The 17,716-nt window shown below is 44.5% G+C and carries 17 protein-coding genes and 1 pseudogene; 1 reads left to right on the forward strand and 17 read right to left on the reverse strand.

Annotated elements, in window-relative coordinates:
- Positions 1–6 precede the first annotated feature (6 nt).
- From HDCHBGLK_RS03710 to HDCHBGLK_RS03725, 4 genes and pseudogenes are all read right to left on the reverse strand, one after another.
- A complete protein-coding gene (locus tag HDCHBGLK_RS03710) occupies positions 7–447 on the reverse strand; it encodes an RpiB/LacA/LacB family sugar-phosphate isomerase (RefSeq protein WP_004607429.1) in 441 nt (146 codons plus the stop codon).
- A gap of 45 nt (positions 448–492) precedes the next feature.
- Positions 493–738: pseudogene (locus tag HDCHBGLK_RS03715) on the reverse strand (RpiB/LacA/LacB family sugar-phosphate isomerase); the annotation flags it as partial.
- A 91-nt stretch (positions 739–829) separates the two neighbouring features.
- The gene (locus tag HDCHBGLK_RS03720; RefSeq protein ID WP_004607427.1) at positions 830–1,465 is read right to left on the reverse strand and encodes an HAD family hydrolase; all 636 of its coding nucleotides are present in this window, start codon (positions 1,463–1,465) and stop codon (positions 830–832) included.
- On the reverse strand, positions 1,465–2,229 hold the full coding sequence (locus HDCHBGLK_RS03725) for a xylulokinase (protein ID WP_233440735.1): 765 nt from the start codon (positions 2,227–2,229) through the stop codon (positions 1,465–1,467). Before HDCHBGLK_RS03725 ends, HDCHBGLK_RS03720 begins: the two co-directional genes overlap by 1 nt.
- Before the next feature lie 202 nt (positions 2,230–2,431).
- Between HDCHBGLK_RS03725 and HDCHBGLK_RS03730 the strand changes: the two genes are divergently transcribed.
- Positions 2,432–4,186, forward strand: a complete 1,755-nt coding sequence (locus tag HDCHBGLK_RS03730; RefSeq protein ID WP_330578474.1) for an IS1182 family transposase — start codon at positions 2,432–2,434, stop codon at positions 4,184–4,186.
- 157 nt (positions 4,187–4,343) lie between these two features.
- On the opposite strand, the gene HDCHBGLK_RS03735 is transcribed toward HDCHBGLK_RS03730, so the two are convergent.
- The 13 genes from HDCHBGLK_RS03735 to HDCHBGLK_RS03795 form a co-directional block, all read right to left on the reverse strand.
- Positions 4,344–5,024 (reverse strand): FGGY family carbohydrate kinase, encoded by a 681-nt coding sequence (locus HDCHBGLK_RS03735; RefSeq protein WP_130574556.1) that lies wholly within the window; start codon positions 5,022–5,024, stop codon positions 4,344–4,346.
- A gap of 19 nt (positions 5,025–5,043) precedes the next feature.
- Positions 5,044–6,096 carry a 2-hydroxyacid dehydrogenase gene (locus HDCHBGLK_RS03740; RefSeq protein WP_004606349.1) on the reverse strand — a complete coding sequence of 351 codons (1,053 nt, stop codon included), beginning with the start codon at positions 6,094–6,096 and terminating at the stop codon, positions 5,044–5,046.
- A complete protein-coding gene (locus HDCHBGLK_RS03745) occupies positions 6,093–6,764 on the reverse strand; it encodes a class II aldolase/adducin family protein (RefSeq protein WP_004606350.1) in 672 nt (223 codons plus the stop codon). The genes HDCHBGLK_RS03740 and HDCHBGLK_RS03745 overlap by 4 nt, the downstream gene beginning before the upstream one ends.
- Positions 6,765–6,794: 30 nt before the next feature.
- Positions 6,795–7,832, reverse strand: a complete 1,038-nt coding sequence (locus HDCHBGLK_RS03750) for a 2-hydroxyacid dehydrogenase (RefSeq protein ID WP_004606351.1) — start codon at positions 7,830–7,832, stop codon at positions 6,795–6,797.
- Between the two features lie 3 nt (positions 7,833–7,835).
- Positions 7,836–9,365: an FGGY-family carbohydrate kinase gene (locus HDCHBGLK_RS03755; protein ID WP_004606352.1), complete on the reverse strand. Its 1,530-nt coding sequence runs from the start codon at positions 9,363–9,365 to the stop codon at positions 7,836–7,838.
- A 59-nt stretch (positions 9,366–9,424) separates the two neighbouring features.
- Positions 9,425–10,363, reverse strand: a complete 939-nt coding sequence (locus HDCHBGLK_RS03760; protein WP_009249588.1) for a sugar-binding transcriptional regulator — start codon at positions 10,361–10,363, stop codon at positions 9,425–9,427.
- Positions 10,364–10,653: 290 nt separating this feature from the next.
- On the reverse strand, positions 10,654–11,292 hold the full coding sequence (gene dhaL / locus HDCHBGLK_RS03765; protein WP_004606354.1) for a dihydroxyacetone kinase subunit DhaL: 639 nt from the start codon (positions 11,290–11,292) through the stop codon (positions 10,654–10,656).
- Positions 11,293–11,304: 12 nt separating this feature from the next.
- Positions 11,305–12,300: a dihydroxyacetone kinase subunit DhaK gene (locus tag HDCHBGLK_RS03770; RefSeq protein WP_004606355.1), complete on the reverse strand. Its 996-nt coding sequence runs from the start codon at positions 12,298–12,300 to the stop codon at positions 11,305–11,307.
- 47 nt (positions 12,301–12,347) lie between these two features.
- Positions 12,348–13,439 carry an erythritol/L-threitol dehydrogenase gene (locus HDCHBGLK_RS03775; protein WP_004606356.1) on the reverse strand — a complete coding sequence of 364 codons (1,092 nt, stop codon included), beginning with the start codon at positions 13,437–13,439 and terminating at the stop codon, positions 12,348–12,350.
- A gap of 39 nt (positions 13,440–13,478) precedes the next feature.
- Positions 13,479–14,603 carry an ABC transporter ATP-binding protein gene (locus tag HDCHBGLK_RS03780; protein ID WP_004606357.1) on the reverse strand — a complete coding sequence of 375 codons (1,125 nt, stop codon included), beginning with the start codon at positions 14,601–14,603 and terminating at the stop codon, positions 13,479–13,481.
- 4 nt (positions 14,604–14,607) lie between these two features.
- The gene (locus HDCHBGLK_RS03785; protein WP_004606358.1) at positions 14,608–15,762 is read right to left on the reverse strand and encodes an ABC transporter ATP-binding protein; all 1,155 of its coding nucleotides are present in this window, start codon (positions 15,760–15,762) and stop codon (positions 14,608–14,610) included.
- A 10-nt stretch (positions 15,763–15,772) separates the two neighbouring features.
- Complete coding sequence (locus tag HDCHBGLK_RS03790) at positions 15,773–16,597, reverse strand: carbohydrate ABC transporter permease (protein WP_009249590.1); 825 nt, start codon at positions 16,595–16,597, stop codon at positions 15,773–15,775.
- A 50-nt stretch (positions 16,598–16,647) separates the two neighbouring features.
- On the reverse strand, positions 16,648–17,583 hold the full coding sequence (locus HDCHBGLK_RS03795; RefSeq protein WP_009249591.1) for a carbohydrate ABC transporter permease: 936 nt from the start codon (positions 17,581–17,583) through the stop codon (positions 16,648–16,650).
- Positions 17,584–17,716: the final 133 nt, after the last annotated feature.

The following is a 17,716-nucleotide window of genomic DNA, read 5'->3' on the forward strand; positions in this document are numbered from 1 at the left end:
CCCTTTTTATCTTTCCTGATCGTACTTCACGTACGCATCTACCTTTGGCTGAGAGGCACAGCCCGTCTCAAACTCATTTCCAAGGAACGCATCCACCAGAAGTTCCCTCACCTTATCCCCGGTCGTAAAAGCGCCCATACATGCAATATTCGCATCATTGCTCAATCTTGCGCGCTGGGCAGAGTATACGTCGGAAACCAGCGCCGCATAAGCGCCCTTGACTTTGTTTGCCGCGATAGAAACACCAATTCCAGTCCCACAGAGAAGAATCCCCCTGTCGTATTCTTTCGCTGCCACAGCCTCCGCTACTGCAAAAGCAGTATGCCCATAAATAGGATCCTCGCTTCCGAAATCCTTCACCTCGCCGTATCCCTTCGCTTCAATATACTTGATTAAAACTTCTTTGGCGGCCTGTGCATTTGGATCGCACCCAATTGCAATTTTCATTACCTTTTCCTCCTCACTTATTTCAATTTGTATTTTTATCTGACTTTATTTTTTCTCGATATCCATAATCATATTGACCCGCTCCTGGTGCCTTCCTCCCTCAAATTCCGCATTCAGCCATTCTTCAATAATCATCTTAGCCAATTCTATTCCAATAACTCCTGCGCCAAATGCGAGAATATTCGTATTATTATGTTGCCTCGAAAGCTTTGCAGAATATGGCTCGCTGCACACAACTGCCCGCACTCCCTTCACCTTATTGGCGGCAAGGGAGATTCCGACTCCGATCCCTATTTTCGTATTATATTCCTGCCTTTGCTAAAGCCTCCGCTTTCATTATAAATTCTCTGCATCAGAATAGCAAGGCATACTTTATAAATAATCAGACAATTATTTCTCCGAGGTGATTAATAATCCGGTCGGCCTGGGAAATATCCTGAGGGCCTGATGTCGGGTTCCTGTATCCGTAGCAGAATATCCCCGCCTGATGCGCCGATTCGACCCCGGCATGGGAATCTTCTACTGTCATGGCTTCCCCGGAAGACACTTCTGCCAGTTCCAGAACTTTTAGATAAATGTCAGGAGCAGGCTTCTTCTTTTCTGCCTCGTCACCAGAAACAGTATAGTCAAATAGATGTTCTATTTTCAGAAGTCTTAACGCGTCATTGACAAGCATACGGGTAGAAGACGATGCCAGCCCGATTTTCATTCCTTTGTCCCTGGCTTCCTGTATAATATCCAGAAGCCCTTCTGACGGCTGAACATGGTTCGTTTCAATCTGCTCTGCCACAAGCTGGTACTGCCTTGCCTCCAGCTCATACGGGGCTCCCTCCAGAGCGCAATTTTCAAGCACTTTTCTCCAGAATCCGCTTGACGATTTCCCGACAGGATCCGGCATTTTCTCACTCATATTAATCTTAAGTTCCCTAAACATTCTCTGCCGGGCATTCTCATGCAGCGGCTCACTGTCCAGAATCACGCCGTCCATGTCAAAAATTAATAATTTTCTTTCTTCCATTATCGAATCCTCGCAAGAGTTTTAAACTGTTCTCTCAAAGCCTGATAAGAGGCCAGGTAAACCTGATATAATTCTTCATACACGGGAACCCATTCTTTAACAGGCTCTATGTTTTTCTTAATCTTCAGCATCGCATCTGCGGCTTCTTCAGGAGTGTTATATTCTCCCATGTATGCGGCATTCATATAGGCCAGCCCTCCCGGGGCGCCTAAGTTTACTTCCGGTATTTTTATTTCTTTATTAATAACAGAAGCTTTTATGCTAAGCCAGATGTCACTTTTGCTGCAGCCTCCGCAGCAGATGATATCCTGGGCATGGATTCCCATGGCCGCCGCCTGATTCATATTATCCCGCAGCGCATAGCAGGCCCCCTCCATAATGCTTCTCATCATTTCCGCCCGGTTCGTATTAAGGTTCAGCCCTATAAACGTTCCCCTTGCGTCCGGATCCCAAATTGGCGCCCTCTCCCCTGCCATATAGGGAAGGAAAATAAGCCCGGTCGGCCCCTTAGCCAATCCTTCTATCTCTTCATTGATGCGGTCATAGGCGTCCTGTCGGGCAGTCTCGCCTCCGAAAAGAGCGTCCCGGAACCACCTTAGAGACCCTCCGGCAGTGTTCATAGCACCGTACAAAAGAGTGTTGTCTTTCTTCCTTCCCTTCAGATAAGAAAGTTTCTCTCCTGTAACAAGCCGGTCAAACCCGAACATAACTACCGAACTGGTCCCTGTCATCTCAGAAACGCGTCCTTCTGCATATACCCCCATTTCCAAAGCAGCCGCCACTGCATCCACGGTCCCGGCCAGGACTACTGTCCTTTCAGAAAGGGGCTATCGGGAAATAGATAGTTCCAAATAGGGGCAGATGTGACTCATACCAGGTCACATCTGCCCCTGAAATTTTTCCATAAAAGAGAAAAAGATGGCTAACGACAACCATCTCTTCTCCGTTACATGTTATAATGTAACTATGCTAAACAATAAGTATTATAACGAATTTTTTGAATTAGGGCAACAGAAAATTAACTTCAGTTTCTTCGAATTGTGTTTACCTGACGACGATCCAGTCTATACCCTGAAAAAAGTGATGGAGGAATTAGATTTTTCTGGCTTGTTGGCCAATTGTTCAGATAAGGGAAGAACCGGGTATAACCCAATTATGATGTATGCCGTAGTTACTTACGCAAACATGCGTGGGATTAGAGCTGTTGACCGTATTGTGGAATTATGCGAAAGAGACCTTGCATTTATCTGGCTTACCAAAGGTCAGAAACCAAAAAGGGATGCTTTTTATGAGTTCAAGAATAAAAGACTGACTGCAGATGTATTGGATGAGTTGAATTACCAGTTTCTCCGCCGCCTGCAAAAAGAAGGACTGATCACATTGAAATCCCTTTTTATTGATGGAACAAAAATAGAGGCCAATGCAAACCGCTATACATTTGTGTGGAGAGGGACGATCAATTATCATCTCGCAGGCTTACTCGATATGATTGATTCACTGTATCAGAAGTATAATGCATGGATAGATGAAAATGAGTATGGCATAAAATATGACATTCCCCATGCACATATGTTTGTGATCGAAGGAATGGATAAGGTAAGAGATGTCATTGAAAAGAACCGGAAGCGAAAACTGACAAAACATAAAAAGTTGTCCAATAATACGATCATCGAGATTGACAACTGTTCCCCATTGGAGATTTTGAAACTTCAGAAAAATCTGACTCAGATCGCAGAGAAGGAACAGATTGCGTTTGTTTACGGAAAAGGGAAGAGGAAATCGGAGCTCCAGCAGCTTTATGAGGAATTAGAAACCTGCGGCGAACGCCTTATGGGATACAAAGAATGTTTTGAGATCATGGGAAAGGACAGGAACAGCTATTCCAAAACAGATTTAGAAGCCACCTTTATGAGAATGAAAGAAGATCACATGCTGAACGGACAGTTAAAAGCCGCATATAATGTTCAGATCGCAGTAGAGAATTATTTCATTGTCCATGCTTATGTAAGCAATGACCGGACAGACTATAACACACTGATTCCGGTTTTAGAAAAGCATAAAAATGCATTTGGGGAGATTTTGGAAGAAGTAACCGCAGATAGCGGTTATTGTAGCGAGAAAAATCTTCTGTATTTAAAGAAAAATAAGATATCCAGTTACATCAAGCTGCAGGATCATGAAAAACGGAAAACACGCGCTTACAGAGAAGATATTGGAAAATATTACAACATGAAAACACAGATATTTGAGGATGAACGGTATTATGTTTGTCATGACGGAAGAGGATTGCATCATATCCGCACAGAGACCAAAAAACAGCCGGGTTATACCCAGACTTTTGAGGTATACGGATGTGCAGACTGTAGTGGTTGTGAACACAAAGCGAAATGCTTATATAAATATAACGCAGAAAAAGATGCTGAGAAAAACAAAGTTATGAAGATCAATGAACAATGGGAAACATTGAAAGAGGAATCCCATGCAAACATCCAAAGTGAGAAAGGGATTCTAAATCGTCAGATCCGTTCCATCCAGACAGAAGGACATTTTGGAGATATCAAGGAAAATGATAGTTTCCGAAGATTCAACTACCGAACGTCAGAGAAGGTGTATAAAGAATTCATGCTGTATGCCATTGGTCGGAACATGAATAAATATCATCGTTTTCTTCATGAAGAGATTAAAAAATTCGAAGGAAAAACCGAGGAAAAGACGGCTTAAAAAATGTGCATGTTCAAAAATGCAGTTATGGGTGTTTTGCGCCCTAAAATATATACAGAAAAAGAACAATAAGAATCTCCCAAAGAATATCAAGTATGAAAAACACTGATTTTTATGGGAGATTCTTATTTTAGGATTTAGAGTTTAAAAATCGGTATTAACCGACATCCCCTGTCTCTTTTGTTACATATCCTATAGGTTCCATACATTCATATATCTCGGGCATCAAATCGGTATCTGCGCCAATTGCCTCGAAGAGTTCCTCACTCCAGCACTCCTTGTGAACATCGTAAAGCTGGGTAAGAGAAACATGAGAATCATCAATCGTAAACTCCCCTGTCAGTTTATAATTAATATAACCATTGACCTGAAGCAGTTTATAGCACTTTTCCATTAACTCCGGCTTATTTCTTATAAACCACATTAATTCAGTCAGGGCGAAATAAGTGTCCAGCCTATTTCCTGTAATCTCGAATACTTTTTTTGCCCCTATCGTGCCTTTTATCATCTCGTATTCTTCTATACTTCTTCTATCCATCCAGATTAACGCATCATGAAGCAGGCCGCCATCTTTCGACATAGGAATCACTGCCGGAGCCTGGCTGCTGACAGAGATTACCTTGATGTCTTCGGGATTTACCCTACTCTTTGCAAGAATGGCTTGTATAGATTCCACTGCGCAGTTCCACCAGTCTTCAGGATTCTGCTGCGCCCATGAAGGCTTTGGAAGAAGTGTGCCATATTCCCTGCCTGCCTCTGCCACAACCTTTGCCCCTTCTCCGAAAAGAATGCATTTCACAGTTGTAGTTCCGATGTCAATCCCTATGGAATATTTCATACCTGACTCCCCTTTCTTCTTAAGCAAGCACTTCTGGGTTACATATAAATCTTGGCTTCCCGCCGTCTAGTATTCTCTTTACGTCAGCCAGCACGATATTTGTCTGATGTCCTACGATATCTCTAGCCGATCCTGCAAGATGAGGCGTCAGCACCACATTTCTAAGAGACAGGAATTTATTTCCTGCCGGAATTGGCTCAACCGGGTAGACATCTAAGCCTGCACCGGCAATTTTCTTCTCCGCCAATGCATCATACAGAGCATCATAATCCAGCACTTTTGCACGGGCCGTATTGACAAAATATGCCGTCGGCTTCATCAGAGCAATCTTCTCCCTGCTTACAAGCCCAACTGTCTCAGGGACTACATTACAGTTAACGCTAATAAAGTCAGACTCCTTCATAACCGTGTCTAAATCCACCTTCTTAGCGCCCAGATAGTCCATCTGTTCCTGAGATACATAAGGATCATAGACAAGCACATTCATATCCAGAGCATGTGCGCGCTTCGCAACTTCTTTTCCAATCATTCCAAAGCCAATCTGCCCGAATGTCTTTCCATACATCTCCGGGCCTCCCCCATACAGAGCAAAAGGAGCCGTGGGATCCATAGACCATTCCGACATAGTTTCAGCACGCTTTCCTCCTTCATCATCATACTGTACATTGGTCAGCTGATCCGTATATTTTAAAAGGTGATCCGTCAGGCTGATATTTTTAGAAACAGCCATAAGAAGTGCTATTGTATGCTCCGCTACGGCAATTGCATTTCTTCCTCCCGCCCTTAACACAGGGATATTCTTCTTTGTAGCGGCCTCTATGTCAATACTTGCAAACGCCTCATTCCTGCAGCATACGATAATCTTAAGTTTATCCGCCGCCTCAATGACCTCCTGGTTAATATCTTCAAATTCAGAAATAAGAAGTTCGATGCCCCGGATCTTTTCTTTCATTTCAGGAACCGGCATTTTCTCTCCGGTCACCCCATATCCGGCAAACTCGTAATCTTTTGTTATCGTCTCCAGCACATTTAGATAACTTTTGTCAAACCTTGCTGTAATCAGTGTTTTCATGCTCTGTCTCCCTTCCATTTCTGTCCGTATTTTGTCATGAAGAAATCGTGGAAAAATTCTACGTCCTCTCTTGATATTTCTGCCGGTCCTCCAATGCTCTGGGTATTAATGTAAATCAATGCTGTCTTTTCCAGAACCTGCGAGCCTGTAAATGCCTCTGCCAGATTACGCCCTATCGTAATTGCCCCATGGTTTGCGATTAATGCTCCTCCTCTGTCCTTTAAGGCCTTTACGACCTCATCCGCCATCTCTTTCGTTCCTGGCATCGTATATGCAGCAAGCCGCACATCCCCTCCCAGTATCTGAACCTGATCATCGCAGATTGGAGGAATGGGTTTTCTTGCTGTAGCCATAGTCAGCGCATATGTAGAATGGGTGTGTACGATTCCGTTCACTTCAGGCCTGCTCAGGTAAACAGCGGAGTGAACCGGAACTTCCACAGAAGGTTTCAGCCTTCCTTCATACTCAAATGTCTTCATATTTACCAAGACCATATCATCTGCACACAGTCTGTCATAATCCATTCCAGATGGCGTAATGACCATATACTCTTCGTCTACACGAGAGGAAATATTCCCCCATGTGCCTGCTACCAGGCCGCTGTGATACATCTTCTTCGCAGTCTCGCAAACCTCAATCTGTGCAATCTTCACCTTATCTCTGTTCATAGTTCTTCCTCCTTCGCCGTACTCATGCTTTTAATATTTGTACTGATATAATAAATGCTCTCCGTTTTGGAACCTCCTTATATCAGATACGATCTGCTTTGTGTGATTTACAAGAACGTCATCTGTAGCCCCTGCAATATGCGGCGTGATTACAACATTGTCCAGTTCCGTAATATACGGGTGGTTGCTTGCAATCGGCTCACTGGCGTAAACGTCAAATGCTGCTCCCGCAATCCGTTTCTCCCTAAGTGCATCAATCAGAGCCGCTTCATCTAAAATCGCTCCTCTGGAAGCATTGATAAAGTACGCGGTAGGCTTCATCATAGCAATTCTCTCTTTGCTTATAATACCGGAAGTTTCTGACGTCACCTTCATATGGCAAGTGATAAAATCCGATTCCCTCATCAGTTCTTCCACCGTATCCACCTTGCGGATACCAATCTCTTCAACATCTACTTCGCCCTGATATGGGTCGAAAATCAAAAGCTGCATTCCAAATGCCCTGGCAATCCTTCCCACTCTCTTCCCGATACTTCCGTATCCCAGTATTCCAAGGCTCTTCCCTTTCAGCTGTGTCCCCTTAAATACCATGTAGGGGGCATCCATTTTCATATCCCATATTACATCTGCCTTTAAGCCTTCTTTCGTCTCCTTATGCGCGTCGGGGCTGCCCGTATATGTCCCTTCCTTAAGCGCCTTATAAGCCATTGGGATTTTTCTGGCAACAGATAGCATCAGCCCGATTGTCATCTCCGCCGTAGAATCAGAATTTCTTCCCGGAGTAAAAAGCACAGGTATACCCCTTTCTTTCGCGGCCTCCATATCTACGTTCACGGGCGTTGCTCTTGTACATGCAATCAACTTCAGATTTGGCGCTGCCTCTATGACCTTTCTCGTGATATCATCATAACTTGTAATAATCATATCCGCATCTTTCACTTTCTCCGCCAATTCTTCTTCCGGGATCTTAGGTAGCCCTACCGCCCAGCCATCCAGCACTACTTCGCCCATATCGTACAATGGCTTCAGTTCCTCTTCATTATATTCTGCCGTAAAAAAAATCTTCATGTTCTAATCCTCCTTGATTGCCTGAATCTTTTTATTCATTTGGTGGCGGTAATCCCATATCTGCTGATTGTGAAGCCTTACCTGTCGGAACAGTTCATAAAGCAGGTCGTACTTTTTCGTCCTCTGTAAGTTAGGCTCATATGTCTGCCGGAACGTACAGGCCTTCTTGACCGCCTCCTCGTAAGAACCGTACAGGCCAAACTTCACTCCTGCAATTATGGCAACTCCTTTTGCCCCCAGTTCCTTACCCTGGGGAATCATAACCCTCCTGCCCATTACGTCCGCAATCATCTGCGCCCACACTGGGCTTTTGGCTCCGCCTCCGGCCAGATAAATGGTAGCATCTTTATCTATATTCTGCAGGCAGTCCCTGATAGAAAGACTAATGCCTTCATATACCGCCCGAATAAGCTGGTTCCTTGTCGTAACCTGGCTGATACCAAAGAAACTGGCTCTGGCATATGGGTGATAGAAAGGAGCCCTCTCCCCCGCCACGCTGATATAGGGATGGTAGACAACTCCTCCGCAGCCCACCGGCACACTCTCTACAATCCGGTCAATCTCATTGAAATCCTTTGTCTGCGCCATGTTTTCCAGCATCCAGTCTATATTGGGCGTTCCATTCAAGGTCGGCTGGAGTTCCACATATAAGTCCTCAATCGGGTGCTTCTCATAGCGGGAGTTCTCAGCGCCAAACTTACAGTCCGTCTTTTTCATTACAATCTCACTGGCACATGTAGTCCCCAGTATTACACAGGCATCCTTCTCATGTATGGCTCCAAGCCCCACAGCCGTAGCCGATGTGTCAAGAGCCCCTGCAATAACTGGCGTCCCGGCAGCCAGCCCCGACCACGCCGCAAATTCCTCAGATATTGTCCCCACGACACTATCAGAACTTACTGATGCCGGAATATAGTCCCGATATTCATAAATATCCATGGCTTTCATTAATTCATCCGCCACATTCCCCGTCTGTGCGTCCAGAAGAGACGTAAAACTATCCGTAATCTCTGTCGCTATCACTCCGGTCATCTTATAGCGCACCCAATCTTTACAGAACATAATCCGACTTGCTTTATCAAGAACCTCTTTCCGGTTTGTCTTCATCCATCTGATTAGAATCATCTGGTTTCCCAAAAGCGGCGGGGTTCCTGTAGTTTTATGATACAGTTTACCAATTTCAGGGTACTCCTCTGTAATCCTCTTTACCTCTGCCACTGCACGCCCGTCACACCAGAGGATTGCATTCTGTACAGGATTTCCTTCTTCATCAATAAGCCAACAGCCTTCTCCTTGTCCGGTCACTCCGATCCCTTTGATTTCCTCGCTCTTTACCGCCCCGGAGTCTATCAGTTCCTTTATGCAGGACTTGACCTTATCCCACACAAGCAGCATATCCTGTTCTTCCCAGTTCCCTCCGTCATTAATTGTTTCACTTTCCCGGCTTGCCACTTGCACTTCTGTTCCATTTCCATCAAATAGAACCGCTTTTACATTGGATGTTCCTACATCAATTCCCAGAATGCACTCCATCAATGTCTCCTCCTTTTAATCTCGCCATGCACGATATACCTCCTTTTAAGAGCAGCATATCATGATGCGCTCGCAAATATTACATTTCTTGCTGTCGTCTCATCCGTAATCAAAGTGTCAATACTTTTAGTACGAAGCGCCGCTTGTATAGCCTCCACCTTCTCATCTCCGCATGCTACCAGAATTACATTGCCAATCCCTCTTAGGTTCTCTACGCTGGCGTTTAGAAGCCTGTCTGTCAGCGGACAGTTATCCCACGAGCCATCTTTTCGTATCGGGTTCATTGCTATGTCGCCTACGAATCCTTCTTTCCGCAATATTTTAATGTCTTCTTTTGTTATATGTCCTCTTGTGCACATTGTTGATTTCTCTGTAAGTTCTCCTACTCCCAGCACGGCGATGTTGCATTTTGTCATCAGTTCAAATGATACCTGTATGCTTCTTTCCTTCATCAGCATCTGCTTTGTGTTTTCATGCTCTACCACCACCGGAGCATAGAGCATATAACTTGGGCAATCCAGTTTGTTCGCCAGATTCCTCGCAATCTCATCTGACTTTTCTACCTTTTGCTCGATATTCTGCGCGCCCATAAGCTGAACAACCCTGCACTCATTCCTTTTGTGATATACCATCTGATTCACGACCTCGGCCAGAGTCCTTCCCCATGAAACCCCGATGATATCGCCCTGCTGAATTTTGTCATTCAAGTACTGCGCTGCCACATTTGCCACTTTATAAATGACCGTGTCACGTTCTCCGTAATCACTTGCGACAATCGCCTGCCTAAGCCCAAATTTATTTTCCAATGTACACTCCAGCTCTATATTGTCCCTTTCATATCCCTGAATACTAATATTCACAATTCCTAAATCAGCAAGAGAATTTATAATCTGATTTACTTTCTGTCTCGTAAAAGAAAGCCTCTTTGCGATTTCATCCTGCGTCATTCCAAGAATGTGGTACCAATACGCAATTTTAATATAAATATCCTCTTTCATAGAACCCTCCATATTACATTTGTATTTTTTTATTACATTTGTATTTATAGTATAACACTTTTCTACCGTTTGTCAAACATTTCTTTCCATAATTTATAATACCCATCCGGACATCAAAAGCTTTCATTTCACTTATCCATTGGCAAATTACATAAGTACTGACATGAATCGCTCCGTCGCACAGGAAATTCCAATGAGCCTCCGATTACAAAAATCGTATAGAAAAGGAACAGTTGCTTCATATTATAAAAGTCAGGGAAAGGCCATGCCCTCCCCCGACTTTTCCATCTTTAAAGCAGCTCGCTAATTCCGTCCGCCATCGCTGTTAAAATAATACAGCATGATGTTGCACCTGCGTCCAGCACGCCTCTGGACCGCTCGCCCAGCCTGCTGGAGCGGCCAAATTTTGCAACCATATCTTTGGTAGAATCTCTTCCTGCCGCTGCCGCCCTTTTCATCTCTTCCAGAGCCTCTTTAAAGTCCTGCCCTGTCTCTCCGGCCTTTTTCATCACATCAGCCGCAGGAGCCAACGTATCTACAAGAGTTTTATCCCCCACCTTAGCATCTACAATTCCATAGAGACCGTTTAAACCTGCCTCAAGCATAGCGCCAAAGTCCGCCGGGGAAATTTCATCTAAATCTTCCCCGGCCTCCGCCATATCCATGAAAATCGTTCCATAGATTGGGCCCATAGAGCCGCCGATTTCATTTAACAGAATCATTCCCAGTTCATCCAGGCCTTCCGCAAAAGAGAAATCTTCATCTTTAAAGCGCTCCTCAAATACACTAAAGCCTTTATTCATATTCATTCCGTGGTCGCCGTCCCCAATCAGTCCGTCCACTTCTCCAAGATACGCCTTATTTTCCTGGATTCCTTTTACCATACGCATCAGGACAGGCTTCCCGGCTTCATTTTTAAATGTACTCATACCTCTTGCCTCCTACACTTGCTTAAGCCCCATAGAATTTGCCGGCATATCAATCAGTTCCTTCAATTCATCATCAAGTTTCATGATTGTGAGAGTTGCCCCCATCATTTCTAAAGACGTAAAATAGTTTCCTACATAAGCCTTATGCGTCTTTATGCCTTTTTCCTGAAGGAGACGGTCAATCTCGTCATAAAGAACATACAGTTCCATGATTGGCGTAGCCCCAAGGCCTGAAACAAGCACTACCACTTCATCGCCTTCTACGAACGGATAATCTGAAACTACAACATCTACCATACGTTTTGCCATCTTATCGGCGCTCTCTAACTCGCACACTTCAATTCCCGGCTCGCCATGATGACCAATTCCAACTTCCATTGTTCCGTCCTTGATCTCGAAGTTCGGATGTCCTACTGCGGGAAGCGTACAAGGTGTCAGTCCTATTCCAACAGAACGCGTATTATCAATAGCCTTCTGCGCTGCAGCGATTACTTCATCTAAATCACCGCCCTTTGCTGCTTTTGCGCCTCCGACTTTCCACATCAGCACTTCTCCGGCAACTCCACGCCTCTTCTCTCTCTGATCCTTCGGAGCCGATGCAACATCATCATTAGCCACAACTGTTTTCACCGTGATTCCTGCCTTTTTCGCCATCTTCACAGCCATCTTTACATTCATGTTATCACCGGAATAATTCCCGTACAGGCACGCAACACCTTTTCCCTGATCCGCTACTTTACAGGCATCAAGAAACGCTGCCGCTGTGGGAGAAGAACAGATTTCCCCAACTGCTGCTGCATCACACATATTCTCGCCTACATATCCGATAAATGCAGGCTTATGCCCGGAGCCTCCTCCTGTCACTACACCTACTTTATTTTCAGGAATGTTCTTTGCCTTTACAACTCTTCCATTGTCCGTAGTTTCCACGATATCAGAATGAGCCTTTAAGAAGCCTTTAAGCATCTCATCTACAATATTGTCCGGGTTGTTCATTATACGTTGCATATAATTTCTCCTTCCTTCTTTTACACGGTTATTCTATAACGCTTCTATTAATCCTCCATGTCTGGCACGAGAATAACTTTCAATGCTCCGTTCTCACCTGTCTTGGCAATATGGAAACCTTCTTCCCATTTCTCCAGCGGGAACTTATGAGTTACAACACCCTCTGTCGGAAGCTTGCCGTTTCCAATCCATTCAATTACTGTATCGTAACAGAATGGGCTTAAGTGTACGCCCAGAAGGTCTAACTCTTTCCTGTCGGAGATGATGCTCCAGTCTACTGTTACTGGCTGGCCGAAAACAGAGAACTCTACGAACCTTCCCATCTTACGGATACAATCCAGTCCCTGCTGTACGCTGGACGGGTGTCCGCTTGCTTCAATATAGATATCGCAGCCGTAACCTCCTGTCAGTTCTTTAATTCTGGCTACTACGTCTTCTTTGCTTGGATTCATAACCATATCTGCGCCAAATTCTTTTGCTTTCTTAAGACGTGCATCATTTACATCTAATACAATAAGCAGTTTTGGATTCGCCTGTTTAAGAGCGCCTACCATTCCAAGGCCAAGCGTCCCTACTCCAGACTGTACGACTACGTCCGTCGTCTTTACCTGCGCACGGTCTACACAATGGAAAGAACATGCGTAAGGCTCAATGAGGGCTGCCTGCTCAACTGGCATATCTGCCGGAACAAAATATGGCAATGCTTCTTTTGTCAGTTTTACATACTCTGCCATTCCGCCATTTACATTGTTCTGGAATCCGAACAAGTCATGCTTCTCGCACATCCAGTGACGTCCCGTCTTACAGAACATACACTCTCCACACGGAACAATCTGCTCCGGGCAGATGCGGTCGCCAATTTTCCAGTCGCCCTTTACATTTGGTCCGATTTCCACAACTTTTCCTACAAACTCATGTCCCGGAATCATAGGTTCTTTTATGTATTTTGGCTGTCCGTCAAATCCCCAGAAACTTGCCGCTCCTGCAAATGCTTTTGTATCGCCTGCACAGATTCCACAAGCCTCTACCTTCAGGATCATCTCCCCTTCTCCGGCTCTCGGAGTATCTACCATCTCAAAACGGTAATCTCCCGGCGCATATGCCACAATCGCTTTCATTTTATCTGGTAAATTTCTCATATTTTTTCCCTCCTGTTTTTAATTTTTTTATATGTCATTTTATTTCTCACGAATACGGTTTCCTGTCTCCAGGTCAAATAAATGCGTCTTCTCGCCGCGCACTTCCAGTTTAATAATGTCCCCGGCTTTATATCTGGTCTCATCGTCTGTAATAAGCATCAGAAGCGTATCCCCCACATGGATCCCAATATGTCTCTCATCGCCAAGGTTCTCAAAAGTAGCAACCTTTTCCGAAGTACCTGCAGAATCCGGGCCTCCAATTAAAACATCCATAGGACGCACGCCCATCTTACATTTGAATCCGTTGCTCACTACATTATTATATCGCTTTGGAACTGCTATCTTAAGGCCGCTGCCTTCGAATGTGAAGAAGAATTTCTCTCCCTCTCCTACAATTGTCGTCTCCAGAATGTTCATTGGCGGCTCGCCGATAAAGGAAGCAACGAACTCATTTACCGGATCGTCATATACCTCCGCCGGCGTCCCGAACTGCTGAAGCACTCCGAAGTTGATAATCGCAATCTTATCTGCCAGCGACATAGCCTCTAACTGGTCATGAGTTACATAGATTGTGGTACATTTAATTTCATTAATTAGACGCTTAATCTCTGTACGCATTGCCTGCCGGGCTTTTCCGTCAAGGTGAGACAAAGGCTCATCCATCAGGAGAAGTTCGGGGCGGCGGATAATGGCACGTGCGATATTAACACGCTGCTTCTGCCCTCCTGAAAGCTTAACCGGCATTTTATCAAGAAGATCATCGCACTGCATCAGCGGGGCAATCTCCCTGACACGCTTATCAATCTCTGCCTTGTCTACGCCTTTTGCCTTCAGGTTGAAGGCAATATTGTCATACACCGTAAGAGGCGGGTACATCGCATAATCTTCAAATGCCAGGCCGATATGTCTGTCCTTAGGATGTAGATTATTCACCAGTGTGTCGCCGATGTAGATTTCTCCTTTTGTAATTGTCTCCAGGCCGGCAGTCATACGCAGAGTCGTCGTCTTGCCACAGCCGGAAGGCCCCAGAAGCGCGATAAACTCACCCTGCTCGCACTCGAGGTTCAGATCATTTACAGCGTAATCATTGAGTTTTGCGCCCTTTTTCTTCTTACCGTCATTATCGTAACGCTTATAAAGATGTTTTATCGTTAATCCCGCCATCCTCTTATCCCTCCTGTTCCGCTGCGAGGGCTTTCACCGCCGCCTCATTATATCTGCTGATGTATTGCTTCGTCTCTGCATGGAAGAACATAGAGCGATTCATCTCCAGGTCAACGTAAATGTCCTGGTCAATCTTCACCGACAGTCCATTAGGAGCAATCATCCGAAGCTGCAGAGCGCCGCACTCTGTAATAATAACCGACTTATTACCAATGCTTTCATAACTGTATACACTGCATTTTATGTAACCGTCTTTTGGCTCGAAGGAATATTTCACGTTCTGCGGACGGATTCCCACCTCAATATCAGTAAGCCCTGTCTCCTCTAATTTTGCAAAGAGATCCTTATCCTCCGGAAGCTCATATGTCTTTTCAATATCATTAAAAGTAAAGGAGTATCCTCCGGAAGTCTTCGCCAGTTTTCCTGCTATAATATTGATTTCCGGGTCTCCCATAAGCTGAGATACAAATTCATTGCAAGGCATATAATAAATCTCATCACTTGTTCCGACCTGCACAATCTTACCTTCATTCACAATGGCAATCCTGTCTCCAAGTGACATGGCTTCCATGAAGTCATGGGTTACATAGATACTTGTCGTTCCAAAATTAGCCTGAATATCTTTCAGTTCTGTACGCATCGCATTACGGAGCTTTGCGTCAAGATGCGCCAAAGGTTCATCCATCAGGTACACTCTCGGAGAACGCACAAGCGCACGTCCCATCGCCACACGCTGCTTCTGCCCATTGGAGAGCTGGCTCGGCAGACGATCCAGAAGATTCTCCATCTTCATCATTGCGGCTACTTCGTGTACTTTCTTTTTAATATATTCCTCATCTTTTTTGTAAAGCTTGCTCCTCAGGGGTGAGGCCATATTATCATACACCGTCATCTGCGGATACAGAGCATAGTTCTCAAATACCATCGCCGTATCTCTGTGGGCGGCGTCTACCAGGTTAACTGTCTTTCCATCAAACTTTATCATGCCTTCTTCCGGGAGTTGGATTCCTGCAATGCAATTCAGAATTGTAGTTTTTCCTGCTCCAGCAGGACCAAACAGCACGAAAAATTCTTTGTCCTTTATATCAAGAGATATTCCATCGAGAGCCGTAACTTTTCCAAATTTTTTCGTAATATTTTCTAATTGTATTCTTGCCATATTCTCACACCTATCCCTTCACTGCACCGAAACTTAAGCCTCGTACTAAGTGCTTCTGTATACAAAGTGCAAAAATAATCGCCGGCAGAGCGGAAATGGTCGCGGCAACAGCCAACTGTCCATAATGTGCACTGTCTGTTCCAAGGAACTTCGTGATTGCAACCGTAATCGGCTGAACATTTGTGCCTCCCAGCATCAGCGGGAATGTAAAACAATTCCAAGCGAAGATAAATGCCAGCAGGGCTGCAGATACAAGACCAGGCTTAATAAGGGGAACAAGATTCTTGAAGAAAATCTGATACCAACTATATCCATCCACCTGCGCGGCATATTCAATTTCCACAGAAATATCCTCGAAATATCCCCGTACCACCCAGATAAGAAGCGGCATAGAAATCAGCTGATACACCCAAATCAGCCCAAAGTAGGAATCATAAATCCCAAACATCTGATAAACCATAAACAAAGGAAGAACTACCAGAATCTCAGGCGCAAACTTAAAGGAAAGAATCTGGAAAGCAATATCCTCTTTTTTCTTAAAATTATATCTCGCAAGAGCATATGCCGCAGGAACCCCGGCTATAACTGATACGATAACAGCGCCTCCTGCCACGATCAAGCTGTCCAGCATATACTGCAGGTAATCCGACTCCAGCAATACCGCTTTATAATTGTCCAAAGTCGGGCTGAACAAAAATGTTGTCGTGTACATCTCAGCATCTGACTTAATGGACAGAATAAGCATCCACAGAAGCGGGAACAAAGCAAATATTGAATATATAATCAACAGTCCGTTTTGGACAATACGTCCCAATCTTTTTGAAGCTGTATCCATGCTTAACATCCTTTCTATTATTTATTTTTCTTTACTCAGGCAAAGCACCTCTACTCTTCCAAGCCAGCAGCCTGTTTTTGAGCGGCGCGCTGCCTCTTAACAATTTGTTTGGCCACAATATTAATAAATACCCACAGTACCAGAATATATGGAAGTGCATATCCGAATTTCTGGAACTGGAATCCGGTCTGATAAGCCGTCAGCGACAAGTTCATAAGCGTATCGCCAGGTCCGCCCTTAGTAAGCGCAAAGATAATTGCATACTCCTGAAGAGCCGCCATAAGACGGAATAAAAGTGCTATGTACAAACTCGGCTTTAACATCGGCAGAGTCAGGTTGCGGAAATTAAACATTATGCTTCCTCCGTCAATCTTCGCTGATTCAAACGGAGATTTCGGAAGTGACTGCAGGCCTGCCAGCACAAGCAGCATACAAAAAGAAGTATTTACCCACACATCAATCATAACTGCTGTCAGCATCGCAGTAGACGGGCTGGCTGCCCACGGGAAGTTATAAACTCCAAAAATATTCAGGAACTTCTCCAAAATACCAACTGAGTTGTTCAGCATCAGCTGCCATACGATTGTCGCCGTAACCGGTGCGACCATCAATGGGAAAATCAATGCCACTCTCATAATCTTAGAGAATTTGTTATTCAGATTATTTAATAAGATCGCAATTCCCATTCCAAGTCCCATCTCAATTACGGTACTGAAAAATGCATATCTCAAAGTTACCCATACTGCTTTCCAGAATTGGCTGGACTGCAGAATATCAATCCAGTTTCTTAATCCCACGAAACTATATGTAGGCATTCTGAAAGAATAGTTGGTCAAAGAATAATATATTGCCATTACGAACGGAACCATAATCCCAATCGTAATGATAAGCGCAGGCGCTACAATCAAATACGGAAGTACCCGTGTCTTAAACGGCAGCACGTTCAGCTCGTTCACGGCAGCACCGGCTTTTTTCTGTTCTTTCATCCCGATTCCTCCAATCATATTTTTTACCTAAATCCTTCAATCTTCAAGGAATTTTTCCCCTGTCATGATAAAGAGCCAAGGAGGGTCAGGTAACCCCTCCTCGACTCTAACCCTTTCAGAAAGAATAAATCCA

Source organism: [Clostridium] scindens ATCC 35704, assembly GCF_004295125.1.
Taxonomy (GTDB): domain Bacteria; phylum Bacillota; class Clostridia; order Lachnospirales; family Lachnospiraceae; genus Clostridium_AP; species Clostridium_AP scindens.

What these genes read in the sequence shown, in the direction of transcription:
- HDCHBGLK_RS03710 (WP_004607429.1), bottom strand. Translation starts at nt 447, where the DNA reads ATGAAAATTGCAATTGGGTGCGATCCAAATGCACAGGCCGCCAAAGAA.
- HDCHBGLK_RS03720 (WP_004607427.1), bottom strand. Translation starts at nt 1,465, where the DNA reads ATGGAAGAAAGAAAATTATTAATTTTTGACATGGACGGCGTGATTCTG.
- HDCHBGLK_RS03725 (WP_233440735.1), bottom strand. Translation starts at nt 2,229, where the DNA reads ATGGGGGTATATGCAGAAGGACGCGTTTCTGAGATGACAGGGACCAGT.
- HDCHBGLK_RS03730 (WP_330578474.1), top strand. Translation starts at nt 2,432, where the DNA reads ATGCTAAACAATAAGTATTATAACGAATTTTTTGAATTAGGGCAACAG.
- HDCHBGLK_RS03735 (WP_130574556.1), bottom strand. Translation starts at nt 5,024, where the DNA reads ATGAAATATTCCATAGGGATTGACATCGGAACTACAACTGTGAAATGC.
- HDCHBGLK_RS03740 (WP_004606349.1), bottom strand. Translation starts at nt 6,096, where the DNA reads ATGAAAACACTGATTACAGCAAGGTTTGACAAAAGTTATCTAAATGTG.
- HDCHBGLK_RS03745 (WP_004606350.1), bottom strand. Translation starts at nt 6,764, where the DNA reads ATGAACAGAGATAAGGTGAAGATTGCACAGATTGAGGTTTGCGAGACT.
- HDCHBGLK_RS03750 (WP_004606351.1), bottom strand. Translation starts at nt 7,832, where the DNA reads ATGAAGATTTTTTTTACGGCAGAATATAATGAAGAGGAACTGAAGCCA.
- HDCHBGLK_RS03755 (WP_004606352.1), bottom strand. Translation starts at nt 9,365, where the DNA reads ATGGAGTGCATTCTGGGAATTGATGTAGGAACATCCAATGTAAAAGCG.
- HDCHBGLK_RS03760 (WP_009249588.1), bottom strand. Translation starts at nt 10,363, where the DNA reads ATGAAAGAGGATATTTATATTAAAATTGCGTATTGGTACCACATTCTT.
- dhaL (WP_004606354.1), bottom strand. Translation starts at nt 11,292, where the DNA reads ATGAGTACATTTAAAAATGAAGCCGGGAAGCCTGTCCTGATGCGTATG.
- HDCHBGLK_RS03770 (WP_004606355.1), bottom strand. Translation starts at nt 12,300, where the DNA reads ATGCAACGTATAATGAACAACCCGGACAATATTGTAGATGAGATGCTT.
- HDCHBGLK_RS03775 (WP_004606356.1), bottom strand. Translation starts at nt 13,439, where the DNA reads ATGAGAAATTTACCAGATAAAATGAAAGCGATTGTGGCATATGCGCCG.
- HDCHBGLK_RS03780 (WP_004606357.1), bottom strand. Translation starts at nt 14,603, where the DNA reads ATGGCGGGATTAACGATAAAACATCTTTATAAGCGTTACGATAATGAC.
- HDCHBGLK_RS03785 (WP_004606358.1), bottom strand. Translation starts at nt 15,762, where the DNA reads ATGGCAAGAATACAATTAGAAAATATTACGAAAAAATTTGGAAAAGTT.
- HDCHBGLK_RS03790 (WP_009249590.1), bottom strand. Translation starts at nt 16,597, where the DNA reads ATGGATACAGCTTCAAAAAGATTGGGACGTATTGTCCAAAACGGACTG.
- HDCHBGLK_RS03795 (WP_009249591.1), bottom strand. Translation starts at nt 17,583, where the DNA reads ATGAAAGAACAGAAAAAAGCCGGTGCTGCCGTGAACGAGCTGAACGTG.